Here is a 23,927-nt window from a genome sequence, read left to right as displayed (position 1 = left end):
CTGTGCCGCCTGAAAGTCAAGGACTCTCAGCACGACGGCGCGGCGTGCCGCACCTGAAGGTTGTTCGGCAAGGGCGGCACTATCCGCTATGTCCCGCTGCACCTTTGGTTTGTGTTTGCTGCGGCCAGCGGCTTGATCGGGGACATTTGAGATGTCGCAGCATGGCGCTGACATGCCCGCGGCCTGGTCCGACCCACTCCCCACTCCGCGCTTCACACACACGGCACCTCGGAAAACACGGCGTACCCTCACCGACCTCTCAACGGCGGCTTAGGTTCTTATGTGCAACTTTATCACTGGTCGGCAAACTGCCCACGCACTTGGTTTCGCTGCCAGAATACCGGCGACGCACGCCGTTTGGACGGGCCATACCGCCGTGGTACTTACATGTCTGCTCGCCACCAGGCCGACCTTCAAGGATCATGAGTGCCGTGTGTCACGCCAACCTCCGCCACTGCGCGATTATCTGATTCACCGCAAGACGGCCGAGACGAGATGGTCCGCTTCAGGTCCCTATCTAGCGAATGCGTCCGCCCCTTCTAGCCTCGACGGCCCTGGTTTCTTGTCGCTTGATTTTCCCCTGCACATCCTGTTCGCCGTGTGGCTCATTGTGTGCTGGCGTCATTGTTCGTGGGTGGCAGGTTTCTGTGTGGCGGCGGAGGCGTGACCTCCCGTGGCTTGAGCTGAGGGACGGCGCTCAACATGCGGAGGGCGTCGAAGTTGCCATGCGTCATCGATGCGGTCGCGCCTGGTGTTGTGTGGTTTGCCACCGCTCCCGAGCGGAAGTGCCGCGTAAAATTCGCCGATGATCCGCTCTGAACTCATCGACCGACTCGCTGCCCTCTTCCCGCAGTTCACCCCCAAAGATACTGAACTTGCGGTCAAGGCCATTCTTGAAGCGCTGAGCAATACGCTGGTGAAGGGGGACCGCATTGAAATACGCGGTTTCGGAAGCTTTGGGCTCAACTACCGGCCGCCACGTACTGGGCGCAACCCAAAAACTGGTGAGGCCGTGCGGGTTCCAGCGAAAGCTGTGCCCCACTTTCAGGCGGGGAAAGAACTACGTACCAAGGTCGACTCGAGCAGATAAGCGCTTCTTGATTGAGTTCTGATCGCGCGCCGGTAAGCATACCGCATGTATCGCAGAACGAAACTGATGGTCTCAGATCGGCCAGGTGCTGACGTTGGCGACAGGCGGCTTATGTGTGAGTGTGCGAGCCTCCCAGCCATCCTAGGAGGCCAGTGATCGAGAAGACGCCCCGCCTTAGGGTCTTGAACTTCGGCTCGCCGCCTCGGGTGGATGCGCAAGAACGCGTCGCCAAATGCCGCCCGTTGTGCTCCATCCCAAGTGAGATGTATGCTCGCGTTCTCAAACCGCGTGCGATCGTTCGCTCTTGCCGATACCACGGGGCGGCGCTGGCAGCGTCCGCGGGACACCTGATCCTTGGTCAGGTCCAAACGGCTATCCTGTGCGGTCACGATGAATTCGATTGAGCGCGTCTTTGTGAGCTACTCGTCGGCAGACGCCCTGGTGGCGCGTGCCGTCGCGGATGCCTGCGTCGCTGCAGGCGCCGTACCTTTCCTTGATGAGCGCGCGCTCCAGCCCGCCGCCGACTGGTATGCGGCGTTGCAAGCCAATCTGGCCGGCGCCGACGTCGTCTTCGTCATCGTCAGCGCCGCAGCGCTCGCGTCGCGCTACGTGAACCAGGAGATCGGCATGGCGCGCCAGTCCGGCGCGGCGGTTGTGCCACTTTTCCTGTTGCCGCAGGACGACCTGCCCCCCGAAATCGCGAGCTTGCACGGCGCCTCGATCGTTGGCAAGCAGGGATCGGCGCTCGCCAGCCGCATCGCCAACCTGCTGGCGGAGCGCGAACGCGCAGCGATCGATCTACCGCCCCCCCTGCGCGCCAAGCTCGACGCCCACGATGCGCGCAGCGCGACCGCCTTCGTCGGCGTGATGCCGGCCGCGCTGGGTGCACCTGCCTCCGGCGCACCCTACCTGCTGCCGGCGATACAGGAGCACGGCCCTCGCCACGTTGAGCGCCTACTCCGCCTCACCGCGTGGCTGTTCGACGAGACCACGCTCGAGAAGCTGTCGGCGCGCGACGTCGCCACACTCGTGGTCGCCGTCATTGCACGCGAGCGCGTTCTGTACGTGCCACTGCCGGCGCTGCAGCAGATGCTGCGCCGGGCGATGCTGCCACCAGGCGCGCTTGCCGACGACGTTCCGGTGCAGCGGCTGTGGCAAGACTTCGTGCAGCACAGTCGCTACGAAGCAGGCACCAGCGTCGACCACCGCGCGTTGCTCGACCTCGCGTTCCACGACGACGCCGTTGCCGACGCTCGGGCGCTGCCGCTGCTCGGGCGCTTCGTCTTGCTGTACCAATCGCGGCTAGCGCACGAGGCTGCGGCGCTGCCTCCCGAAGGCTTCGCGCTGCCGCGCGTGCTGACCGACGTGCTGCCGGGGCGGCTACCGGCGCTGGTGCCGCTGCTTGCCCGGTCCGCCGACGAGGCGCTGCGCGCGGTCGTCGACCACTTCGCCCCGCCCGGGGCGCGCCCGTCGCGGCTCGTCGACGGCGCGTTGCCGGTCGTCCTGGCTGCCGCGTTGCGCTGCGCCGGGCACCTTGATCGCTACGCCGAGGCATCGGATGCCGGGCTCGCGCCAAAGCGTGCCGGGCTCGCGCCCGACGCCGAATCGGTGCCCGCTTTGAGCGCCATCGACGAGATCCGTCACGACCCGCTGACTGACACGCAGGCAGTCCAGGTGCTTGCTAGCCCGGCTTCGGCTTTTGCGTACCAGGCGGTGCTCGGGTGGACGCGCGAACTGCAAGCGCGACTTGATGAGTGCTGGGCGGTGATCGGCGAGGTCTACGGCACTGACCGCTTTGGCCTGCGCCTGCGTACCGCGTCGACGCCGCTCGCCGATCCGGCGCGTTCACGCTTCGACCGCACGCTGCCTTTCGTGCCGCAGCTCGCACGCATTACGACCGATTCGACCGAATTGATCCGGCTGCTGACCGCGCCGCTGTACGGCGACCGACCCGAGGTCGGCGTGCGCGAACTGCTGCAGAACGCGCTTGACGCGGTGCGCGAACGCGCGCACTGGCCGCCGGCCACGCCCAGCGCACCTGACCCGCGCCTGGACGTCCACGCCTGCGACGTGTTCATCCGCCTGCTGGCGCCGGGGGACGGTGTCGAAACAGGCTGGATTGAGATCGTCGACGGCGGTGTCGGCATGACGCCGGATACTGTCCGAGGCTACTTCCTGCGTGTTGGCGCGTCGCTGCGCCGAAACGCCGAGTGGATGCAGCGCTTCCCGGCCGCGCGCCAGCACGAGCTGCTGCGCTCAGGGCGCTTCGGCATCGGTACGTTGACCGCATTCCTACTCGGCGATGAAGTCCACGTCGCGACACGCCATGTCTCTGAGGCCGACGGCATCGGCACCCACTTCGTGGCCCGCCTGGCCGACGAGCCGATCGAGCTTCGGCGCGCGCCGGCCCCGGTCGGCACAGCGATCCGTATCCCGGTCGACCGCGTGGTGCACGACAGGCTGGCGAAGAACCCGGAGCAGTGGGACTGGTTCGGGCTAACGTCGCCGCGTGTCGCTCGCATCGTCGGCGACGTCGCGGTGGCGCCGACGGTCGCCGAATCGGACCCCGACCTGGACCAGATGCCGTGGCGCCGGCTCCCGTTCGACGGCCTCGAGCGCGTGTTGTGGCGGCCCGGGAGCGAGGCGCGCCAGCGCCTGTGGGTCAACGGCCTGCTCGTCGAGAGCCAGCACGAGACCATCCACTCGCGCCGGTACGCGACCGGCGGCCCGTGGACCCTCGGGGTCGCGGACGTGATGGTCTTCGATGGCCGCGGCGCACTGCCGCTCGCCGTGACTCGCGACCGCCTCGACGGACGCGCGCCGTACCACGATGTGCTGCTGCGCGACTTCCTACTCGACCACTGCGCTTGGTTGCTGGCCCGTGCCGCGCTGCCGCCGGTGACCGAGATCCCGGCGGCACCAATGTGGGAGCACTATGACGGCATGTCGCCGGGTGACGGCACGCTGATCGCGCCACCGTACGTCGAAGTCGAAGGCGGCCTGCTGCCATGGGCGACGTTCAACATCGCGGGCTCCGGGCTGCGGAAGCTGGTCGTGTTCGACGGCCGACCGGCGGATCCGCCGGTCGCGCCCGAGCGGGACACAGCGTATGCGCAGGTGCCGATCGAGATCTTCGGCGGCTTCGGCCCCGAGTCGCGCTCGTCGGTAGCGACGCGTCACCTGCGCGCCTTCGTGCGCGCGATCGTTCCAGCCTCGACGGTCGATGTCGTTACCAAGTTCGACGACGACCCGAACGCCTTCGGCATTGTCGGCAGTTCAGACGGGATCACTTGGCGCAGCAATGACACGCGCATTGACGCGACCATCGCTGCGCCGCTACTACCTACCGCAAGCGCGCTCGCGCGCCGGCACGGCGCTGGCGTTGTCGCATTCGCGACAATCGACGTCAGTGGTCGCGCGCGCGCCGGCGATGCGCTGGCGCGAGTCTGGGATGAACTCGATCTTCCCGCGGTGCTGCCCCGCGACCCAGACGCACGCGGCCGCTTGTGCGCGCGCGCACTCAAGGCCATTGGCGATCGCGTCCGAGCGCACCTCGCGGCAATGCAGGCGGTTTAGCGGCGGCAGGTTCGAAGGCTGGCTGGCGGGTTCCGCACGAGCAGTGCGGGCTATGCCACTCAGTTGCTGCGATGCCGATCTCTTGGTGACGTTGGTGCCGCTGGATCATCGTAACAATCGCCGCAAATGCTGCGCACCGATTGTGCCCCCGCAGCGGGGCCTCCTCCAGGCCGCTGCACGCAGCTCCGGCCGGCGGCTTTTCGGCAATCAGAGCAGGTCGACGACTGTCTCTTATGGGTCGGAAGCTGCCCTTGGGGGGATGCTCAGAGACATTCCATGATGCTAAAGTCATGCCCAACGGCAGCAACCGTCCAGTTGCCGGCGTTCGCGAAAGTCTTTCTTATGCTTTCAGGTTGGCTGAAGCAGACTGCTGTCGAAGTATCTACGATGCTGCATCAGCAGTTGGCCAAATTGTTTCCCGGATCGCTTGAAGTTCGGGAACAACCAAGTGCTTGGTCGCCTTCAAGATGGTGGGGTGCCACTGCAGTTCTTGGTTTAGCAGCGAGCGCAATTCGCCTAGCACACGCTTGCCTCGGCACCACTTGGCAGGACCAGATTCATAGTCAGTATAAGCTTTGGCGGCAAGTTCACCCGCATTGTGCGGTGGACCACCATTTCGATTCCTGATTGCTGTCTCGGTCCGGATGTTGATTAGCGCTTCGACCGACTTACCTTTAGTGGTTTCTATGGCCTGGTCGATGAGTTGTTGCGCAAGCTCTTGGGTAATGGTCGGGTTCAGCTCTGCAATGTGCGTAGCGTTCAGGAAATACCCCTCAACGTCACTGTGAGCTGTGATGAATGGGTGCGCATCAATCACCCTCAGTCCCTGCTCGAACTTCTCTGCAGCGCCGGCATCCATGTAGTCACGGTCCCGATGCAAGACGAACCTGACATTTGGCGCTTTATCCCGTAAGAAATTTCGCAAGACTTTGGCTGCGTCCAGCTTCGAGCAACCTGAATAAGGGCGGACCTCGACCTCTTTCAATGGGAACCCGTTCGCTTGCAACAGGGCATGAAGCGCATGGATGGACTCCGCTTTGCTGTCTTCGGTGGCAAAGAGACACTTCAACTGCCCATCTGCAAAGTAATCCACGGAGTCCAGCGCACCAAGTTCGAGAAGCATGGCTGGCGTGGTCACTGCGTCATAGTCCACCCTCTTTCCAGAGTTCAACCAGACGATATTTGCGCGGTCTCTCAGACTATCGAGTACATGTCGTGAATGCGTGCTGATAATGGCACGGAAGCCCCGCGAAGCCGCCAACAGAGTCACTAAGTCACAGAGTGCGCGCTGGTTGTTTGGGTGAAGGTGCGAGTCCGGCTCATCCAAGATCAAGACTTGGGGCTTGAACAGAGTCACATAAGCCAGGATCTGGCTGGCTTGGAGGATTGAAGTTCCCGCCGCGTCGATTGGTAGTTGCGGGCCTCCGCCTTCACGAAAGTAGACGTTGATCGCCTCGTCACGGTCAGGGTCGAACTTCACCTCGATGCTGAGCCCCGGAAACAGCGAGTGCATGTCATCAAGGAACCTTGACCAAGGCCCCTTAAACGGCCGCTTAATCAGGGGCTTGCTAGCAACGAGTGGTCCTTGTCCCTTCTCCCGGTCCTCGCGAGCCCTCTGTAGTTCGTCCTTGCGACGCTGCCAATATTGTTCCTTTTCCTTTCGATCCACTTCCTTGATCATCAGGAGGACATTTCTGAGCACAAGGTTGGCGTCGCCACGGGCGACGATCCGACGGACAACCCCTGGTGACATGTAGCGTTCCTCCTTGGCAATTCCCGCTAAGCCTGGGGCGTAAACCGTAAACGGACGGCCGAAATCCATAAGTCGTTCGCCAACGGCTCGTCCTCGAAGGGCTACTTGGACATTTCTGTTTCGACCACGCCTGACGGTCACAAGGCAGCTCGCACCGTCGTCGAGCTCTATTTCAATTTCGATCTGCTGTAACGGCGACTCGATTAGGTTGCCCCCATAGGCGAGAGAAAGGACATCGGCAACCGGGGAGTAGAGAAGCTGCGTCGGGTTGAAAGACAGCTCGAACTTATCATTTCCCCACTTGACTCCTTCGCCAACTAGCTTGGCTGTCTGTGCAATGGCTACAGCAAAGTGAATTGCCTGTAGGACCGAACTCTTGCCGGCGTTGTTGACCCCAATCAGAACTGTCGTGTCATCAACCTCGAGTTCAAACTCGCGGAGTTGCTTGAAACGCTTTACCTTGATTGACTTGAGCTTTGACACGTATCGTCCTCGCTGAACCGTAGTTGTTGGCAACGTTTTATAAGCAGTATGCTAGCTACCATCAGCAGCAGATACAAAAGGTAGCTCGGGCTAATGCGGGTCATTGGAATTTGGCTAGCCTGGTGATTGATACGACCGAGGAGCCTGTAGCGATGGCTATCGCGTCTATGGCTGCTCATCCACTGGAACCTGCCCTCCTTGACCGGACGCCGAAGTCCGAACGGCTCCTGTGGGTCGTCAAGAGACCGTCACGAAAAATGACAAAAGTCTAGTGTACGAATATTTCCGAATTCTGTGGTTTCCTAAGAACCGCGAAGGATCGCTTGGCCAGGCTCCTGTCTTCTGCTCACTACACGAAGCGCGCCGTGATCGCCCTCGACGCAGCAGCCGAGCAGGTTTCCATCATTGCCATGTTCTACGTCGGCCAGGACTACGAAACAAGCCTGCAGGGCGACCCTGAGGATGGCCAAGAGCACTGAGCCTCCTTAGCGGCCATCCTATCGCGGCTGCTGACGAAGTTCGAGACAAGCGGCAACGCCAAGACACTGGCGCTGATCACGCAGATTTCTCCGGCAGCCTGGCGGCAGAGCTTGCTGAGCGGGCACTACACCTTTCTCAGTAACGGCAAGGTGATCGACCTGGATGCGCTCGTCGCCGGGTTGGAGTTGGGATGACGGAATTTTCGGGGGTTCCGGCTTACACCGCCCGGCTGCAAGCCCTTGAGCTTCAGGTGCTTCTGGTGCAGCTCGTAGTTCGTGTCAAAATTCGTCATTGCGACAGCGGACATGTCTTCCATCTTGCGGTAACCTCGCATTCGTCATGAACATCCCTCGGATGAGGGGCGGGTCACATCTTGACTTCAGCACGATTACGGCACCGGGCTTTCCTCCGCATAGCGGCTTCGTCCAACAAGGCGGTCAAGCCGCTCGCAAGCTCGCTCGGACGCTCAGCTCTCCGCGCCTGCTCGCGCATGGCTTCGCTATTGTTGATCGACCAGTCGCTCCGAGCTGAGCGGCGCTTACCTGGGCGTTAGACCTCACAGAAACACCGAACACACCATGGCGACAGACTGGAATGATTACCAAGAAGAAGCGGCTTCACTATTTCGTTCAATGGGGCTTGAAGCTGAGACAAATGTGACGATGCGTGGCGCGCGTACGAATCATGACGTCGATGTGGTTGTGAAGTCACATCACGCGGGCTTTGATGTGACTTGGTTGGTTGAATGCAAGCATTGGAAGGCACCAGTATCAAAGCTCCACGTAATAGCGCTTCGCGCGATCGTAGCCGAACTCGGCGCGGACAGGGGCATCCTACTTTGCGAGGCTGGATTTCAGAGCGGTGCGGTGGAGGCTGCGAATCTAACGAACGTCCAAGTCACTTCGCTTGGGAATGTTCGAGCGACCGCTGGTAGTGACATCTCTGCAATGCGGTTGCGTGAGTTGTATGACCGCGTCGAGACCTGCCGACAAAAATACTGGGACCTCCCAAAGGACCTGCGCATCGAACATGGTCTTCGTGAGGATGCGGGGGGATACGGCTATTCGGGAGCGCGTGTAGTTGAACTGTGTTTGGACCTAGTCACTCGGGCATTGCGAGGCACTTATCCATTTCAGACGGATGCGCTTGCTGTTCTTGTGGAGATCGGGAAGGACAAGCAGTTTTCCTCTGCAGAAGAAGTGATTGGGATGGTGGCGCCAAAGGTGGATGAGCTAGAAAAGAAGCTTCAGGTTGCCCATCAGGGAAATTAGGAAACATCTGGGCAATTAAACAGCGGTCCAACCCGGCCCCCAACCTCGCTCCGTTGGGTCGCTGGCCACTGCGCGATAAAACCGCGCAGCGCCGGTTAGCTCTGCGTTGAACTAAACCGCTATCGGGGGTTGTACGCCGGAACCGCCGAAACTTCCGTCGGAAAACGTTATGGGCGATGTTTCCGGTTGCTTCAGCTACACGACACTGTTTTCTGCACACGTTTTGCCCGATTTTGGCCGCTATTTCCAGCCAGCTGTCCCTTGTGTCGCTAAACATCTGTTTCCCGCACGGACGGCAAAGCGTCGCAAACGATGGGCTCGACAGGGCGAAAGCTGCACGGGAAACCGTGTCGGATAGGCTGGATGGCCGGAAACCTTATCCCCGGCGTTTTCCGACTGCGAAATGGCGGCTGGTGACACGACTGCTCGTTCTACCCCGTTTCCTGAACACCACTCTCGTCGTATCAAGCGAAGAGGAAGGCATGAAAAAGATCGCGACCTTGGAGAGGGTCAGAACTCGCCGCGGATACGTTCGGGTGCCTGCTTAGCCGTCCGGTCCCTTCGCGTGAGCGCAAGCCTTGCCACTTCGTCTTTCACGCCGGCGTTCGTGCGATGCCGGTTGTCCACACAAGTCGTGGATAACTCTGTGCGTCCTGCCCGGCAAGCCAACGCCAGTGTGTCCTGAGGCGGACTGCCCGGAGTTTGAGCGACCCTTTACTCGTTGACTGGACGAGACCTGTTTGCGGAGTAGCGTTCTCGTTCGACCATGCTCTGCGTGACGGCCAGCAGATCCTCTGACCGCAAGCGCCGTGTTATCTGCGCCGGCGGCGAATGGTGCTCTTGTGGTGACGGCTCCCCTCCCCTACCGAGAATTCATGAGCTTGATTGGGCGAGAGATTGTTCAGGCGTTACAAGGCGGCGAGGAGTGGACCGGCTACGGCGGCCGGCAGCTTGCCGAACTGTCCGACATCGCTGCAGCGGCGGTGCGGGCGGGGGTCTCGGTAACCAACCTGAAATACTTTCGACAGTTCTTCCCGGCTTACGCGAACCGTAGCCCCGAGATTCGTCACAAGCCTTGTGACCAATTTAGCGAGCTTGGCCAGGCCGGCGTGCTGCAGCGGACTGGCCGAACACTCCCGGCGAAATGTCATCAGATACATTTTTTTGATACATTTACGCACCGACAGACAATCAGGCACGCCATGACCGACAATCTTTTTTCCATCTGCGAGCCGCGACCTGATGTTCTGCAAGGGGCATTGCGTGAGAGCGACTTTGCTGCGGACCTCTCGCAGGTGCTGCGGGGAGACGCTCCCGACGAGTACAAGCGCCCGGAGCTGTTCTTCGCCAACACCTACCCGACCAAGGGCATCAAGAATGTCCTGAAGCTGGTTGCGCTGCGCGTCGGTGGTCATCCCGACCAGATTGGCGCCATCTTTCGTCTCGACACCCAGTTTGGCGGCGGCAAGACGCACGCACTGATTGCGCTCGCGCACGCCATGCGCAGCCTCTCCGAGGTGGCGAACGCCGATGAGTTTCTCGACGCATCCTTGCGCCCCTCGGCATCGGTGCGCATTGCGGCTTTTGATGGCGAAAACGCCGATCCGGCCAATGGGCACCGGCTTGGCGACACCCTGCGCGCCTACACGCCATGGGGGGAACTGGCCTATGCGTTGGGTGGTGAGGCCGGCTATCGCCTGGTCGAAACGAGTGATCGCGAAGGAATCGCGCCGGGTGCCGACACCTTGCGCGAGCTGATCGGCAGCGAGCCGGCAGTCATTCTCATCGACGAGATCGCACCCTACCTACGCAAGGTGGCCGGTCGTAACGCCCAGCGCGCAGGCGAACAGCTCCTTGCGTTCATGACTTCGCTGATGAAGGCAGTGGAGAGCTCCCCCACGGCGGCGCTGGTTTTCACGCTGGCGGTCGGTCGTGACGGCAAAGCCTCTGACGCCTACAGCCGCGAGACACAGGACATCGCGGCCTTCTTCGCCGAGGCCGAGAGTGTCTCTGCCCGTAAGGCGACGGTAATCGATCCCACCGAGGACGACGAGACTGTCAAGGTCATCTGCCGACGGTTGTTCACCCGTATCGACCGCGACAAAGCACGGGCGGTCATCTCCGCCTACAAGTCGCTGTGGGATGCCAACCGGGAGCTGCTTCCACCAGCCCCAGCCGAGGATCGGCGCCTGGACGAGTTTGCCGCCGGCTATCCGCTGCACCCGGAACTGGTGAATGTGCTCACCCAGAAAACCGGTACCCTGGGTAATTTCCAGCGCGTGCGAGGCATGCTGCGTCTCCTCGCGCGTACGGTTGCACGCGTCTGGCAAACGCGCCCCGCCGACGCCTACGCGATTCACACCCATCACATCGACCTCGGGTTCGAACCGATACGCCTCGAACTCGTCACCCGCCTCAAGCAGGACATTTACGTGCCGGCCATCAAGGCCGAGATTGCCACCGTCGAAACCACGCCGGCGCTGGCTGAACAACTCGACGCAGGTCCGTTCAGGGGCCTTCCGAAGTATGGATCGTACGTCGCCCGCTGCGCGTTCATTCATACCCTGGCGTTCAACGACACCCTGCGCGGACTCAACGCCGAGGAACTGCGCTACGCCATCCTGAGTCCGGGAACAGATGTCGCATTCATTGATGACGCACGCAAACGCTTCGCGACCGACTCGGCGTATCTCGACGACAAACCCGGGGCCCCTCTCCGTTTTCTGGCCGAGGCCAATCTCACCCAGATCATTCGGCGCGAAGAAACCAACACCGATCGAGATGAGGCACGCACGCGTCTCAACAGCTTCATCCGCGATCTCTTCGCGGGTCCCAATCTCAATCTCATCCCCTTCGCCTCCGGCCCTCACGATGTCCCCGACGACGATGGCAGTGGACGCCCCTACCTGGTGATGCTCGGCTACGAAGCTACCCAGGTCTTCAGCGACGCGGTGACTGTCGATAACCTGGTCGAAAAGGTCTTCCTGCACAAGGGTGGTGGCACCGACTGGCGCCACAACCGGAACAATCTCGTCTTCCTGGTGGCAGACGCGGCCGGAGTGCCCAACATGAAGGCCAAGATGCTGCGCAACATCGCCCTGGAGTCTCTGCGGCAACCCGGCAAGCTCAAGGACCTGGCCGACTATCAGGTAGCCAAACTGCAGGAATTGCACGAACGCTCCAAGCAGGAACTCGCTCTGGCCGTGCAGCAGTGCTTCCGACACATCTTCTACCCGTCGCGAAATCGACTAGACGAGGCTAACTGCGACCTGGCACACACCGTGGTCGACATTCAAACTGCCTCGGACCGGCCGGGCGACGGCCAGCGCCAGGTCGTTACCCAACTCCAGAACGCCGGCAAACTGCGCCTGCCTACCGACAAGCCGGACTCCCCGGTCTATGTACGCGATCGCACGCCCCTCAAGAAAGGCCAGATCACAACCGCTGCGCTGCGCACCGAATTCCGTCAGGATCCCTCGTTGCCGATGCTCGTCGGTGACGACGTGTTCATCAAAGGTATTCGGCTTGGTATCGACCAGGATGACTACGTCTACCAGTCCGGCGACCTTCTGCGTGGCAAGGGGGACCCGCATGCCGAAATCAAGGTCGACGAACAGTCGTTCATCTACACCACCTCGTATGCACAGGAGCACGGCATCTGGCCGCGACAGGAGGCCAAGAGCGAAACCGGCAAGACCGACTCAAGCGCTCGCCCAGCCGATGGTCAGACGGATCAGGGCTCAGGAGATTACGCCGCGGCCACCGACCGAACGATGCCCAAGGCAAAGTCCCCCCCCGCCATTGAGGCCGAAGATGTTCTCAAGGCTGCGCTCACCCGTCTACTCGAAAAAGCGCGGGCTAACGGAATCCGCAGCCTGGCGACGCTGACCATCCGGCCATTCGACAAATCGGATGCATTGAAACTGATGCCCCTCGTCAAGTCGATTCCGAACGCCAACAAGCGAGTCCAAATGACCGCTTCGTTCGAAACTGCCAGCGGTTCAACTGCTGAACTCAGCTTCAAGGGCGACATCGACGACGCGACTGCCCTCAAGGACTACCTCGAACCGCAGTTCCGTGCAGCCACCGACAGCGACGCGGATATTTCTTTCCAGATCCGGTTCGAGCCGCCGCTTGCCGTTCAGGGGCCTTCGGCCGAAGGCCTGATTCAGCGGCTGACGCGACTGGTTTCGCCCTCGGCACATGTGCTGGCAACGGCTGCAGAGCAGGATTAAGCAGGACTACCGATGAGCAAAGTGACCCACCTAAGTACAGCAAGGCACGTTTCTGCCTTGCCCCAGTACGAGATGCGCGCGCGCCGGCTCTCTGGCTCGGATATCGAGGTCGAAATCTGGCAACTCCCTGCCGGCGCCACGCCGCACATTCGGCAGCCGACCTATATCGCCGGACTGCGCGGTCGCAACCTGTCGCTGATCGAGCACCGCCTGCTGCGGCGCCTGAAACAGTCGCGCATCGACCTGAACAGCCTGCCCGCCTTCGATGCGCTCAGGATAGCGGTCGACGAAGAAATGGCGATCAGTCTCGGGCTCTTGTTTCGCGCACTGGCGCCGATGCGCAATCGCGAGCATATCGTGGCGGTCGCCGAAGGCATCGAAGCAATGACCAAGGAAGAAGCCGGCTACTGGCTCGGCATGGCGATGCATCGAAAGCACCCGCGGCGCGTACTGATGGCGCTGCGCTTCCTGCTCATCGAGCCCAAGCCCTGACGGATGCGCGAGCTAACCGAAATCCGCAGCCTGCTTGATCGCTTGCAAGAGGTGGAAGCCGATGCCCTCGAAACTCAGGATCTCGACTTCAAGGAGTGGCCAGCCGAACCCAGGCAGGCGATCAAGCAGGCTGTCGATATCGCGATCTGCATGGCCAACGGTGGTGGAGGGACTGTAGTGCTCGGCGTACGTGACCGTGTCGTCGGGCGGGAAAAGGCCGTCCTCGGTGTGCCGCCACAGGCAGAAATTCACCAACTAAAACGCGACATCTACGAGCGTACCGCCCCGAAGCTGACGCCTGATATTCACGAACTTCACGTGCCGGAAGGTACCGGGCGTCTTCTGGTCATGCAGGTGCACGGTGGCCTGTCGCCCTACACCAATACGGCCGGAGCGGGAACGGTGCGCAAGGGCAACGCCTGCGTACCACTGACCGGCGACCTGCGCGAAAAATTGATGGTGGAGCGAGGCGACGCCGACTTCACCGCGGCGATCGTCCCCGAGCCGGCGCAGTCGCTGATTTCAGCCGCTGCGATGGAGCGCCTGCGCGACCAGGCGCGACAGGAGCAAGCGCCGACCGATCTGCTCCGCAAGAGCGATCTCGACCTGCTGGGGGCGATCGGGGTGCTGCGTGACGGTCAGCTCACCCGCGCGGGCTTGCTGATTGCCGGTCAGGCCGAAGCCATTGGCCGTCACCTGCCAAACTTTGGCTGGACACACGAGCGCATGAAGAGCGCCACGGCCTACGACAACCGGGCCGACGGTCGCGACGAAAATTCCCTGGCGCTGCCGCTCGCGCTGGCTGCCATCGAAGCGCGCATCAACGCCGACAACCCGATCAGTACTATCGAACACGGGTTGTATCACTTCGAATACCGTGCGTATCCGACCATCGCGCTTCGCGAAGCACTGCTGAACGCATTGACCCACCTTGACCTGCGCCTGGCGAGCCCCGTGCTGGTCAAGCAATACCCCCGCCGGCTCGAAATCACCAACCCTGGCGGGCTGGTCGGCGGCATCACCTCCGCCAACATCTTGCATCACCCTCCGCTCGCCCGGAACCTTCAGCTCGTGCAGGCGCTCGCCCGGCTGCGCCTGGTCAATCGCAGCAACCTCGGCATCGGACGGATGTTCGAGGCGATGCTGGTCGAGGGCAAGGAACCGCCGCTGATCATCGACGAGGAAAGCGCTGTCCGCATTGTTTTCAAACGGCAGGAAACCGCACGCCCCTTCCGCGAGTTCATTGCTGAGGAAGGCAAGGCCGGCCGCACTCTCGACGTAGACCACCTGCTGGTCTTGCGCTACCTACTCTCGCATCCCGAAATCGACACATCGACCGCCGCCGAGCTCTGCCAGCGCCGCGACGCAGAAATGCGCGATATCCTCGATGAGATGGTGCAGATCTTCGACTACCTGGAACGAGGCGGCTCCGGTCGCGGTAGTTGGTGGCGCATGAAACCCGCCCTGCATCGCCGGCTCGAAGGGCTCGGCCATGCAGAACGCGATCAGCGTATTGACTGGGATGTTGCCAAGACGCGGGTGCTCAACATGCTCAAGCAACGGGCTCGCCGCGGTGAGCCCGGATTGACCAACGCCGGTATCCGCGAAGTCACTGCCTACGACCGACAGCAGGTTAATCGCCTGATTCACGAACTCGAAGCCGAAGGCGTCAGGATGCAGGGCCATGGCCGCGGCGCGCACTACACCTACATTGGTCGGACACCCAACGAAAATGGATGAGCAAATGACAACACTCGACAAGCGATTCGCCTTGGTTATCGAGGGACAACGAGAGCTTGCTGCGCTGATTGCCGAAGCGGGTGTGCGATGACACGTCGTCTGATTGAAACCTGGTTACCGATTGCAGCACTTGGTGAAGAAAGCGTTCGTGAGCGCCGGTCGATGACCGCCCTGCCGCCGACCTATTACCTTCACGTGTGGTGGGCCCGCCGACCCCTGGTAGCTTCCCGGGCCGCCGTCCTCGCATCACTACTGCCGGAGGATGCGGACCATGGCAAGTTCCTGCATATGGTGGGCATTCATGGCGATCCGATGCGGGCCAAGCGATTGATGGATGAGGCAAAGCGAACAGGGATCCGTGTGCAAGACCCATATGGATACTCGCGTGCCTTCGGGTACCTGCCGGACAAGGAGGAACTGCAGTGGTTAGCTACCGAAGTCGGCCGACTCGGCATGGCATCACCAACTGTGCTGGATCCAACTGCTGGCGGAGGCAGTATTCCGTTCGAAAGTTCCCGCCTCGGCTTGACGACACTGGGCAATGACCTAAACCCAGTAGCAAGCTTGATTCAACAAGCAACTGTCTGTTGGCCCATGAAGCATGGTCTCGCAGTTCAACGCGAATTCCAGCGAATTGCCAGGGTATGGCGGGAACGCATTGAAGCACGGCTTGTTCCATTCTTCCTTCAGCCAAACACTGCAGACGTCGTTGACGCTACCTACATCTGGGCCCGCAGGGTGAGCTGTCCACACTGCGACGGGCTGGTCCCGCTCTCACCCAACTGGCGCTTGGCTCCGGACGGTACAGGAGTGCGCCTGCTCCCGGAGAAAGGCAAGGGGCCTGGGGATAAAAATCGCCACCTGCGCTTCGAAATTGTCGGCACTGTTAAGGAACAATCAACAGGCACGGTCTCTGGCGGAGACGCCACATGCCCGTTTGATGACTGTGGGCGATTGATTTCTGGCGACCACATAAAGGCAGAAGCGCAGGCGGGGCGTATGGGTGACCAGCTCTACACCGTGGTCTATAGAAAGAAGGTGATCACCGGCTATACCAAAGCCGGCAAACCGAAGCAGAAGTGGGTACGGGGTTACCGCGCTCCCCGCCCGGAGGATGATGTCTCGCAGACGGTGGCGGATGCCCTGGCGGCGAAACTTCCAGACTGGGAGGCACTGAACATCATTCCCACTGAGGCCATCGGCGAGTTATCGAACTACGACCGCGGGCATCGGATGTACGGTATGTATCGCTGGATTGATATGTTTTCGCCCCGGCAATTGCTTGGCCACGGAATCAACGTCGAGGTCTTCCGAGAACTATTGGTTGAGGAACAAGCAAGTGGTGGTACTTCTGAGGAAAAAAAGGCGGCGTTCATTTACCTCGCAATCTGTCTCGACAAGCTCGTCAACTACAACGCTCGTAGCACGCGCTGGGACTTGACGACGGGAAGGGTTCGTTCTGTCTTCGACAGCCATAACTTCGCGATGGTCTGGTCTTACGCTGAGATGGCTTCACTGGTTACCGGTCTGGGTTACGACTGGGCCATCGAGCAGACCACAAAATGTATCGGCGAGCTGGTCGCTCTGGCCCGGCCGGATGCAGGCGCCGCGGCGAGTGCTCAGGGCCTCTTTGATTTTGGAGGTGGGCTGCAGGACTTCACTCCGCCACCCGTCACGCTCACCTGCAAGTCCGGCGACAGCTTGGACCATATTGCCGATGCCAGCATCGACGCAGTGGTAATGGACCCGCCCTACTACGACAACGTAATGTATGCCGAGCTGTCAGATTTCTTCTATGTGTGGCTGAAGCGCACCGCTGGTTACATCTCCCCGGAATTGTTCCGCCGCGCGCTGACCGACAAGGAAAACGAAGCAGTGGCCAACCCGGCCAAGTTCAAAGGCGAAAAGGGTGCCAAAGCTCTGGCCGGACGCGACTACCAGCAGCGCATGGCGGCCATCTTCACCGAGATGCGCCGGGTATTGAAGCCGGACGGCATCATGACGCTGATGTTTACCCACAAAGCCACGGGTGCCTGGGATGCACTGACCAAGGGCTTGATGGAGGCGGGTTTTTCGATCACTGCATCCTGGCCGATCAACACCGAGGCTGAAGGCAGCCTGCACATCAAGGACAAATCTGCTGCCAATTCGACGGTGTTCCTGGTCTGCCGCCCGCTAACACAGCAGGGCGTCGACACACGCTACTGGGAAGACGTGGAACCCAAGGTCCGCGCCGCCGTGCGCGAGCGTATTGGCGTTTTCCAGAGCGCCGGGATTCGCGGCGTGGATCTTTATCTCTCCTGCTTCGGTCCGGCTCTCGAAGTGTTCTCGCAAGCCTGGCCGCTGGTTCGTGGCACCCCTCGGCAGGACATCGAACAGTCCCGCCGCAAGCGCCGCCAAGCCGAGATGTTCGACGAGGCCTACGACCCCTTCGCCGTTACGCCGGAAGACGCACTCGTCGCAGCACGCACCGAAGTGAAGCAATGGCGGCTCGCGCAGCTGTCGCACGTCCGACGCAATGTTGAACTGGACAATCTGACGAGCTGGTTCGTTCTCGCTTGGGACGCCTTCGAAGCGCCGATCTTTCCGTTCGATGAAGCCAATAAACTCGCCAAGGTTTGCGGCGTGGACCTCGACCGTGACGTCGTTGGCCGACTGGCCGAGAAAAAGGGCGCCGACCTCGTCCTCTGGGACAGCGTCACTCGCGCAGCCAAAGGCTCGCTCGGCCTGCCCGATGGTCGCGACTCGATGATGGACGCCCTGCACCAGTTGGCCAGGACCGCCCGTACGGTATCGCTGGAATCCGCCAACGAACTGCTCGCGAAACACGGACTCGCCGTCGATCCAGCCTTCCTGACCGCGCTCGAAGCGGTGCTGGAAGTCCTCCCCGTGGGTACGATCTGGAGCGGCCTCGACCTTCCCGACGCGGCCAAGGGCGCTGGCGCCGATTTCGATGCTCTGGAAAACCTGCGCCGCCTGGCGCTTGCCGAGAAGGTGGCCGAACCTGAGCAGTTGAAAATCTGGCAGCAGGAAGACTTGACGGTCTGAGCGAAGACGACCATGCCCTTGCTGACCGACTTCGCCTGGCAAAGCAAGTACGACCACGATCACGGCTCGCTGATCGAGCAGTTCTATCTGCGCGTGCTCGCCTGTGCCCAACGCTACGACCGTACCACTGGCTATTTCACGGCTACCGCGCTCGCCATTGCCGCGCGCGGCCTCGAAGGCCTGGTGCTGAACAACGGCCGAATGCGCCTGGTGGTCGGTTGCACGCTTGACGAGCCCGAGGTGGCAGCCATCGAGCACGGGCAGTCACTGAAGGATACCGTCGAAGGCCAGTTGTTGAAGATGCCGCTCGCCGGCAGCTCGCCAAGGGAACAGCAGGCGCTGGAACTCTTGGCGTGGATGGTCGCCAGGGGTTACCTGGAAATCAAAGTGGCCGTTCCCTGCGACGGCGATCGGAACCCGGTAGCCACGCAGGCCATCTTCCACGAGAAGGCCGGCATCCTCGAAGACAAGACCGGCGCCCGGCTGGCTTTCGCCGGTAGCGTGAACGAAACCGCTTACGGCTGGCTGCACAACTGGGAAAGCTTTCATGTCTTCTGCGAATGGGACGGCGGCAACCGGCACGTCGACGCGGAAGAGAAGAGCTTTGCCCTGCTTTGGGCAGACAGGGCAAAGCGCGCACGGGTACTTGACGTACCCGCCGCAGTACGCGAAGAGCTGCTGCGCTTTCTCCCGCGCGACGACGATGAACCCGAGCGCATCAAGCGAGCGCGAAGCAGCGACGCTGTTCTCGATCCACCCGCTGACGAGGAACCGGACGAACGGAAAAGTACGCCGCAGACCTCTTCGATCGAGGAACGACGAAAGGCGGTGTGGCAAGTTATCTGGTCTGCGCCGCGGCAGCCGGGTGGCGAGCGTATTGCCGAAGCGACCAGCGCCGTTACACCCTGGCCGCATCAGGTTCTGACCTTTCAACGCATGCTCGACCACTGGCCACCCCGTCTGTTGATTGCCGATGAAGTGGGGCTGGGAAAAACGATCGAGGCCGGACTCGTGTTGCGTTACGCATGGCTTTCCGGGCGCGCGCAGCGCATCCTGATCATGGCGCCCAAGGCGGTGATGACGCAGTGGCAAGCGGAGTTACGCGAGAAGTTCAACCTCAACTGGCCCATCTATGACGGCAAGCGACTGAACTGGTATCCCTCACCGCTGCTGCGGGGGAAATCGGAAAAGGAAGTCTCCCGCGACGAGTGGCATCGTGAACCTTTCGTCATTGTCTCCAGCCACCTGATGCGTCGTCGCGACCGTCAGCACGAACTGCTGGAATCGGCCGACCCGTGGGACCTCATCGTTCTCGACGAATCCCATCATGCGCGACGCAAGAGCCCGGGGGCCGCGCAGGAAGGCCCGCCCAACCTTCTTCTCAAGTTGATGCAACGTCTCAAGGAGCGCACCGACGGCTTGCTCTTGCTGACCGCGACGCCGATGCAGGTGCATCCGGTCGAGGTCTGGGACCTGCTTTCTCTGTTGGCCATGCCGCCCGCCTGGTCCCGGCAGGGCTTTCTGGAGTTTTTCCGGAAGTCGGGCAGCAGCAACCCGTCGCACGAGGATTTCGAGTTCCTTGCCGCCCTCTTTCGTGCGGCCGAAGCTGCATTTGGTGAGGTGTCGATCGAGTCGGCTGTACGGAGGGCGCCTGAGCGAAGCCTGCTCAAGGCGAAACGCATTCTGCGCTCGCTGCGAGACGCCGCCGCGACACCGAGGCGACAGCTTTCCGCAGATGAGCGCCGCAGTGCGGTGGCCATCATGCGCGCGCACACGCCGGTGGCCGGATTGGTATCACGGCACACCCGCGGCCTCTTGCGGGAATATCACCGGCGCGGCCTGCTCAGCACACCGATCGCCACGCGCGAGGTGGCCGACGAATTCCTCGACATGGCGCCTGCAGAGGCTGCGGTCTACGAGGCGCTGGAAGCCTACATCTCGACGACGTACAACAATGCCCAAGAGGAGCGGCGCACGGCGGTCGGCTTCGTGATGACGACCTATCGCAAGCGCCTGGCCTCCAGTTTTCATGCCCTGAGAATGACCCTTGAAGAGCGTCTTGCCGTGGTACGAGGACAGGCCAGTCTGCCCTTCGATGAACTGCGCTCAAGCGAGGACGCCGAAGACGACATCGACGAGTCCGGCGACGCTGCCGACGAGGAAGCCGTCGACCAGCAGAAACAGACCGCATTGCAGCTCGAGGAACAGGGCGACATCGAGACTTTGCTTGCGCAAGTGCGAAGACTGCCGGTGGACACGAAAGCCGTGCGGCTCGCCGAGGTGCTCCAGTCCCTGCAACGAGGCAGCTACCATGCCATGGACCACTCGCTTCTGCCCGCCTTCCCGCAGGCGATTGTGTTCACCCAATACACCGACACACTCGATTACCTGCGTGATTTCCTGAGGACACAGGGGTTCTCGGTGCTCTGCTACTCGGGGCGCGGTGGCGAATGGCTACAACCCGACAGCAGTTGGAAGCGCCTGACCCGAGAGGAGACGAAACGGCGTTTCAAGCGGCAGGATGCACAGGTTCTGGTGTGCACCGACGCGGCAGCAGAGGGGCTGAACTTCCAGTTCTGCGGCGCACTCGTCAATTTCGATTCGCCCTGGAACCCGATGCGAATCGAGCAACGCATCGGGCGGGTCGACCGCCTTGGCCAGCAGTTCCCGCGCATCGCGATCGTCAACCTGATGTACGAGGACACCGTCGAGACCGACGTCTACCGTGCGCTGAGATCACGCATCAACCTCTTCACCTCGGTGGTTGGCCCGCTGCAACCGATTCTCTCGGCGATGCCCGCCAGGATTGCCGAAGTCGCCCTGGCCAGACCGGAGAACCAGCAACAGGCCAGGGCAAATCTCATCAGTCAGCTTCAACAGGCCGCCAGCCAGGCTCCAGCAGAATCCTTCAACATCGACGAAGCCATCGAAGCCGCGCTCGAACAGCCTGAGCGCTTGCCCGCCCCCTATGGGCTCGAAGAACTCGGCCACCTGTTGGACCACCCAAAGCTTCTGCCACCCGGCGTCGAAGCCCAACGGGTCGGTACGAAGGAGATCTTCTGGACGCAGCCCGGAACACCGCGTATCAGCGTCACCACAGACCCGGATTTTTTTGAGGAACATCCGGAATCGGTCGAATTCTGGACGCCAGGTAGCCCTGCGTTTCCGGAAGACAGTGGATCAGTGGCTCAATCGGCCGAGGGGGCGACGCTGGCTACCCTGATCCGCGCCACTTAGCGGCTGCGCCATAACGCCAAAGACATATGTCGACTAACCTGGAATCTGCAATTGCCCGCGGTCATACGTTCCGTCCGTCGGCAGGCTGCGGCTCTTCGTCGGTTCCGATACATGAGAAGCAACGAAACTCCTCGTTGGGGTTCGGGGAGCAACGGAACAGCGAACCGACTTAAGCGCTGGCCTTCACCAGTGGCGATCGGTGCCTTCCATGCGCGCATCACTTTCCGAGAAGCAGTTGCGGTCGTCCGCGTGGCTGGCGATGTCGCGCAGCAGTTCGCCCATGGTCTGGTCAAGGTCCTCATCGTTGCCGTAGGGTACCTTCAACTCGTACTCGCCATCCGGCCGGCGCTTGACGTTGTACTGCTCAAGACAATAGTGCTCGGTGTCTTCTGTCGCACGCTTCTTGCCACGCACGAATTTGCTGTTGTTCTCGATCCGCAGAGACAGAAGGATTGTGGCTACCTTGGTCTTGTTAGTGTCGTCACTTCCGGCGACCGGCGGTTGGCCTGCGTTTGATCGTGTTCGTGCCGTTTTTTCGTAGGGACCGATCTCGACGCCGCGGTGCCGCAGATAGCTGTACAGCGTGCTCTTGGAAACATGCAGTTTCTGCGCGATCGCGGCCACGGAGAGCTGCCGCTCGCGATACAGGGTCTCGGCGGCCATTGCTGTCGCTTCGGCTTGCGGCGACAGACCCTTGGGCCGCCCACCTACGCGGCCACGTGCGCGGGCAGCTGATAGCCCGGCTTGCGTGCGCTCACGGATCAATTCGCGCTCGAATTCGGCCAGCGACGCGAACAGATTGAAGATGAGCCGCCCCTGCGCGCTGGTAGTGTCGATCGGATCATTCAGACTGAGCAGCCCGACCTTGCGCGCCATCAGGTTGCCGACCAGCTCGACCAGATGCTTGAGCGAGCGGCCCATACGATCGAGCTTCCAGATCACCAGCACGTCGCCGGCTCGTAGCTGATCCAACAATTTGTCGAGCGCCGGGCGTACGGTCTTCGCGCCACTCGCCACATCCTGGTAGATGCGTTCGCACCCAGCGTCCTTGAGTGCATCCACCTGTAAGTCCAGGTTCTGGTCGCGCGTGCTCACCCGCGCATAGCCAATTTTCATGGAAATATTCCGTTTAACGCGTTGTGTTGCCTATTATTGCACTTTGATAAAACGTACCGCTATTTCGGACCGCTTATCCGTCCATTCCTGGCGTGCAATGGAAGATTTATTAAAGTTCTAAAAAACGATCGTTTTACTGCACCGACTTGCATGGCCTATCAACAAGGCGTACAAACACCTATACACACAAACACCGGAGAGCATCATGAATTCAGTCCGCTGGAACATCGCCGTGTCGCCGGACACGGATCAGTCCGTGCGTATGTTCATCGCGGCACAAGGCGGTGGCCGCAAGGGAGACCTGTCGCGCTTCATTGAGGAAGCCGTGCGTGCCTACCTCCTGGAGAGGGCCGTCGAACAAGCCAAGACAGCCACCGGCAACATGAGCGAGGCTGAGTTGACCGACCTCGTCGATGAGGCGGTGCAATGGGCGCGTGAGCACTGATGCGCGTCATCCTGGACACCAATGTCCTACTCGGCGCACTGATTTCGCCGCACGGCCCGCCTGACACGATCTATCGCGCCTGGCGCGCGGCCAAGTTCGATCTGGTGACATCGACGGCGCAGCTTGACGAACTGCGACGGGTGAGTCGCTACCCAAAGCTCAAGACCATACTGCCTGCCCATCGCATCGGCACAATGGTGAACAACATGCAGCGCGCGGTCGTGCTGGGAGTCCTGCCACCCCTCCCGGACGGTGTCGATGTGAGCGATCCGAATGACGCGTTCCTGCTCGCGATGGCTTTGACCGGCGAGGCCGACTACCTGGTGACCGGCGATCGCCGCGCCGGGCTGCTGCAACTGGGCAACCTTGGTCGCGCGCGCATCGTCACCCCCGCCGTCTTCTGCGCCGAAACACTTTGATGCAATGCCGGTCAGCTTCCTGTCCGCCACACAACGGGAACGCTACGGCCGGTATCCAGCAACCCTGTCCGCCGAGCCGAGCAACTAGCGCGTTACTTCTACCTGGCCCAGTGGGAGCGAAGCTCCAATTTGAGGCCATAAGTATTTGCTGTTCCTTAATAGGCCGATTCTGACAAACGGCGCCCTTCCTCCTGCTCTCAAAACACAGTCGGTCCAGCCGGCACGCGGGCATTGCTTTTCTACGATCAGTGCGGCACCAGGTCCATCCGGTCGTTTGCTAGGTCGAGGTAGGACGGGTCGCCGCGGCAGACTCACCCCAGCATCTGGCCTGGCGGTTCCGGCCGCCGACGGAATTGTGCGAGCGCCTTGTCGTATTGCATGCTGCTGGTGGTCGAGCGCTCGATGCGCGAGAAGTGCTCGTGCAGACCGGCCAGCACCGCCTCGCCGACGTTGGCGAGGAAGGCGGTTACCTATGGCCTCAAATTGCAGCTTCGCTTCCACTGGGCCAATAAAGGCTAGTCTCCGGACTATGCTGTAAAGAA

Annotated in this window: 14 protein-coding genes and 1 pseudogene; 12 read left to right on the top strand and 3 right to left on the bottom strand. The window is 61.4% G+C overall.

Features of this window, described 5'->3' with window-relative positions; translation table 11 throughout:
* Positions 1 to 805 precede the first annotated feature (805 nt).
* Both QZ613_RS20750 and QZ613_RS20745 read left to right on the top strand, forming a co-directional pair.
* Positions 806 to 1,090, top strand: coding sequence for an integration host factor subunit beta (locus tag QZ613_RS20750; RefSeq protein WP_291983883.1), 285 nt, complete (start codon positions 806 to 808; stop codon positions 1,088 to 1,090).
* Positions 1,091 to 1,480: 390 nt separating this feature from the next.
* Positions 1,481 to 4,666: a TIR domain-containing protein gene (locus tag QZ613_RS20745; RefSeq protein ID WP_291983881.1), complete on the top strand. Its 3,186-nt coding sequence runs from the start codon at positions 1,481 to 1,483 to the stop codon at positions 4,664 to 4,666.
* A 382-nt stretch (positions 4,667 to 5,048) separates the two neighbouring features.
* Here QZ613_RS20745 and QZ613_RS20740 read toward each other — a convergent pair whose 3' ends face one another.
* Positions 5,049 to 6,902, bottom strand: coding sequence for an AAA family ATPase (locus tag QZ613_RS20740; RefSeq protein ID WP_291983879.1), 1,854 nt, complete (start codon positions 6,900 to 6,902; stop codon positions 5,049 to 5,051).
* A gap of 323 nt (positions 6,903 to 7,225) precedes the next feature.
* Between QZ613_RS20740 and QZ613_RS20735 the strand changes: the two genes are divergently transcribed.
* From QZ613_RS20735 to QZ613_RS20700, 8 genes and pseudogenes are all read left to right on the top strand, one after another.
* Positions 7,226 to 7,381 (top strand): hypothetical protein, encoded by a 156-nt coding sequence (locus QZ613_RS20735; protein ID WP_366144480.1) that lies wholly within the window; start codon positions 7,226 to 7,228, stop codon positions 7,379 to 7,381.
* A gap of 9 nt (positions 7,382 to 7,390) precedes the next feature.
* Positions 7,391 to 7,576: pseudogene (locus tag QZ613_RS20730) on the top strand (hypothetical protein); the annotation flags it as partial.
* Positions 7,577 to 7,960: 384 nt separating this feature from the next.
* On the top strand, positions 7,961 to 8,653 hold the full coding sequence (locus QZ613_RS20725; RefSeq protein WP_291983876.1) for a restriction endonuclease: 693 nt from the start codon (positions 7,961 to 7,963) through the stop codon (positions 8,651 to 8,653).
* A gap of 875 nt (positions 8,654 to 9,528) precedes the next feature.
* A complete protein-coding gene (locus tag QZ613_RS20720; RefSeq protein WP_291983874.1) occupies positions 9,529 to 12,888 on the top strand; it encodes a DUF499 domain-containing protein in 3,360 nt (1,119 codons plus the stop codon).
* A gap of 12 nt (positions 12,889 to 12,900) precedes the next feature.
* Positions 12,901 to 13,380: a hypothetical protein gene (locus QZ613_RS20715; RefSeq protein ID WP_291983872.1), complete on the top strand. Its 480-nt coding sequence runs from the start codon at positions 12,901 to 12,903 to the stop codon at positions 13,378 to 13,380.
* A gap of 3 nt (positions 13,381 to 13,383) precedes the next feature.
* Positions 13,384 to 15,120, top strand: a complete 1,737-nt coding sequence (locus QZ613_RS20710; RefSeq protein ID WP_291983870.1) for an ATP-binding protein — start codon at positions 13,384 to 13,386, stop codon at positions 15,118 to 15,120.
* Between the two features lie 87 nt (positions 15,121 to 15,207).
* On the top strand, positions 15,208 to 18,168 hold the full coding sequence (locus QZ613_RS20705) for a DUF1156 domain-containing protein (RefSeq protein WP_291983868.1): 2,961 nt from the start codon (positions 15,208 to 15,210) through the stop codon (positions 18,166 to 18,168).
* A gap of 12 nt (positions 18,169 to 18,180) precedes the next feature.
* Positions 18,181 to 21,405, top strand: coding sequence for a helicase-related protein (locus tag QZ613_RS20700; protein ID WP_291983866.1), 3,225 nt, complete (start codon positions 18,181 to 18,183; stop codon positions 21,403 to 21,405).
* Between the two features lie 183 nt (positions 21,406 to 21,588).
* On the opposite strand, the gene QZ613_RS20695 is transcribed toward QZ613_RS20700, so the two are convergent.
* Entirely contained in the window at positions 21,589 to 22,521 is a 933-nt protein-coding gene (locus QZ613_RS20695) for a recombinase family protein (protein ID WP_291983864.1), read from the bottom strand.
* Positions 22,522 to 22,726: 205 nt separating this feature from the next.
* Between QZ613_RS20695 and QZ613_RS20690 the strand changes: the two genes are divergently transcribed.
* A complete protein-coding gene (locus tag QZ613_RS20690; RefSeq protein ID WP_291983862.1) occupies positions 22,727 to 22,966 on the top strand; it encodes a ribbon-helix-helix domain-containing protein in 240 nt (79 codons plus the stop codon).
* Positions 22,966 to 23,385, top strand: a complete 420-nt coding sequence (locus QZ613_RS20685) for a putative toxin-antitoxin system toxin component, PIN family (RefSeq protein ID WP_291983859.1) — start codon at positions 22,966 to 22,968, stop codon at positions 23,383 to 23,385. Before QZ613_RS20690 ends, QZ613_RS20685 begins: the two co-directional genes overlap by 1 nt.
* A gap of 311 nt (positions 23,386 to 23,696) precedes the next feature.
* On the opposite strand, the gene QZ613_RS20680 is transcribed toward QZ613_RS20685, so the two are convergent.
* A complete protein-coding gene (locus QZ613_RS20680) occupies positions 23,697 to 23,822 on the bottom strand; it encodes a hypothetical protein (protein ID WP_291983858.1) in 126 nt (41 codons plus the stop codon).
* Positions 23,823 to 23,927: the final 105 nt, after the last annotated feature.

It is taken from the genome of Candidatus Accumulibacter sp. ACC005, assembly GCF_907163215.1.
In the GTDB taxonomy this organism is placed as follows: Bacteria; Pseudomonadota; Gammaproteobacteria; order Burkholderiales; family Rhodocyclaceae; genus Accumulibacter; species Accumulibacter regalis.
Note: the sequence above shows the minus strand (reverse complement) of the source record. Positions and strands in the feature narration are given on the sequence as shown.

Coding starts and splice junctions, on each gene's coding strand:
- QZ613_RS20750 (WP_291983883.1), top strand. CDS start 806: ATGATCCGCTCTGAACTCATCGACCGACTCGCTGCCCTCTTCCCGCAG.
- QZ613_RS20745 (WP_291983881.1), top strand. CDS start 1,481: ATGAATTCGATTGAGCGCGTCTTTGTGAGCTACTCGTCGGCAGACGCC.
- QZ613_RS20725 (WP_291983876.1), top strand. CDS start 7,961: ATGGCGACAGACTGGAATGATTACCAAGAAGAAGCGGCTTCACTATTT.
- QZ613_RS20720 (WP_291983874.1), top strand. CDS start 9,529: ATGAGCTTGATTGGGCGAGAGATTGTTCAGGCGTTACAAGGCGGCGAG.
- QZ613_RS20715 (WP_291983872.1), top strand. CDS start 12,901: ATGAGCAAAGTGACCCACCTAAGTACAGCAAGGCACGTTTCTGCCTTG.
- QZ613_RS20710 (WP_291983870.1), top strand. CDS start 13,384: ATGCGCGAGCTAACCGAAATCCGCAGCCTGCTTGATCGCTTGCAAGAG.
- QZ613_RS20705 (WP_291983868.1), top strand. CDS start 15,208: ATGACACGTCGTCTGATTGAAACCTGGTTACCGATTGCAGCACTTGGT.
- QZ613_RS20700 (WP_291983866.1), top strand. CDS start 18,181: ATGCCCTTGCTGACCGACTTCGCCTGGCAAAGCAAGTACGACCACGAT.
- QZ613_RS20695 (WP_291983864.1), bottom strand. CDS start 22,521: ATGAAAATTGGCTATGCGCGGGTGAGCACGCGCGACCAGAACCTGGAC.
- QZ613_RS20690 (WP_291983862.1), top strand. CDS start 22,727: ATGAATTCAGTCCGCTGGAACATCGCCGTGTCGCCGGACACGGATCAG.
- QZ613_RS20685 (WP_291983859.1), top strand. CDS start 22,966: ATGCGCGTCATCCTGGACACCAATGTCCTACTCGGCGCACTGATTTCG.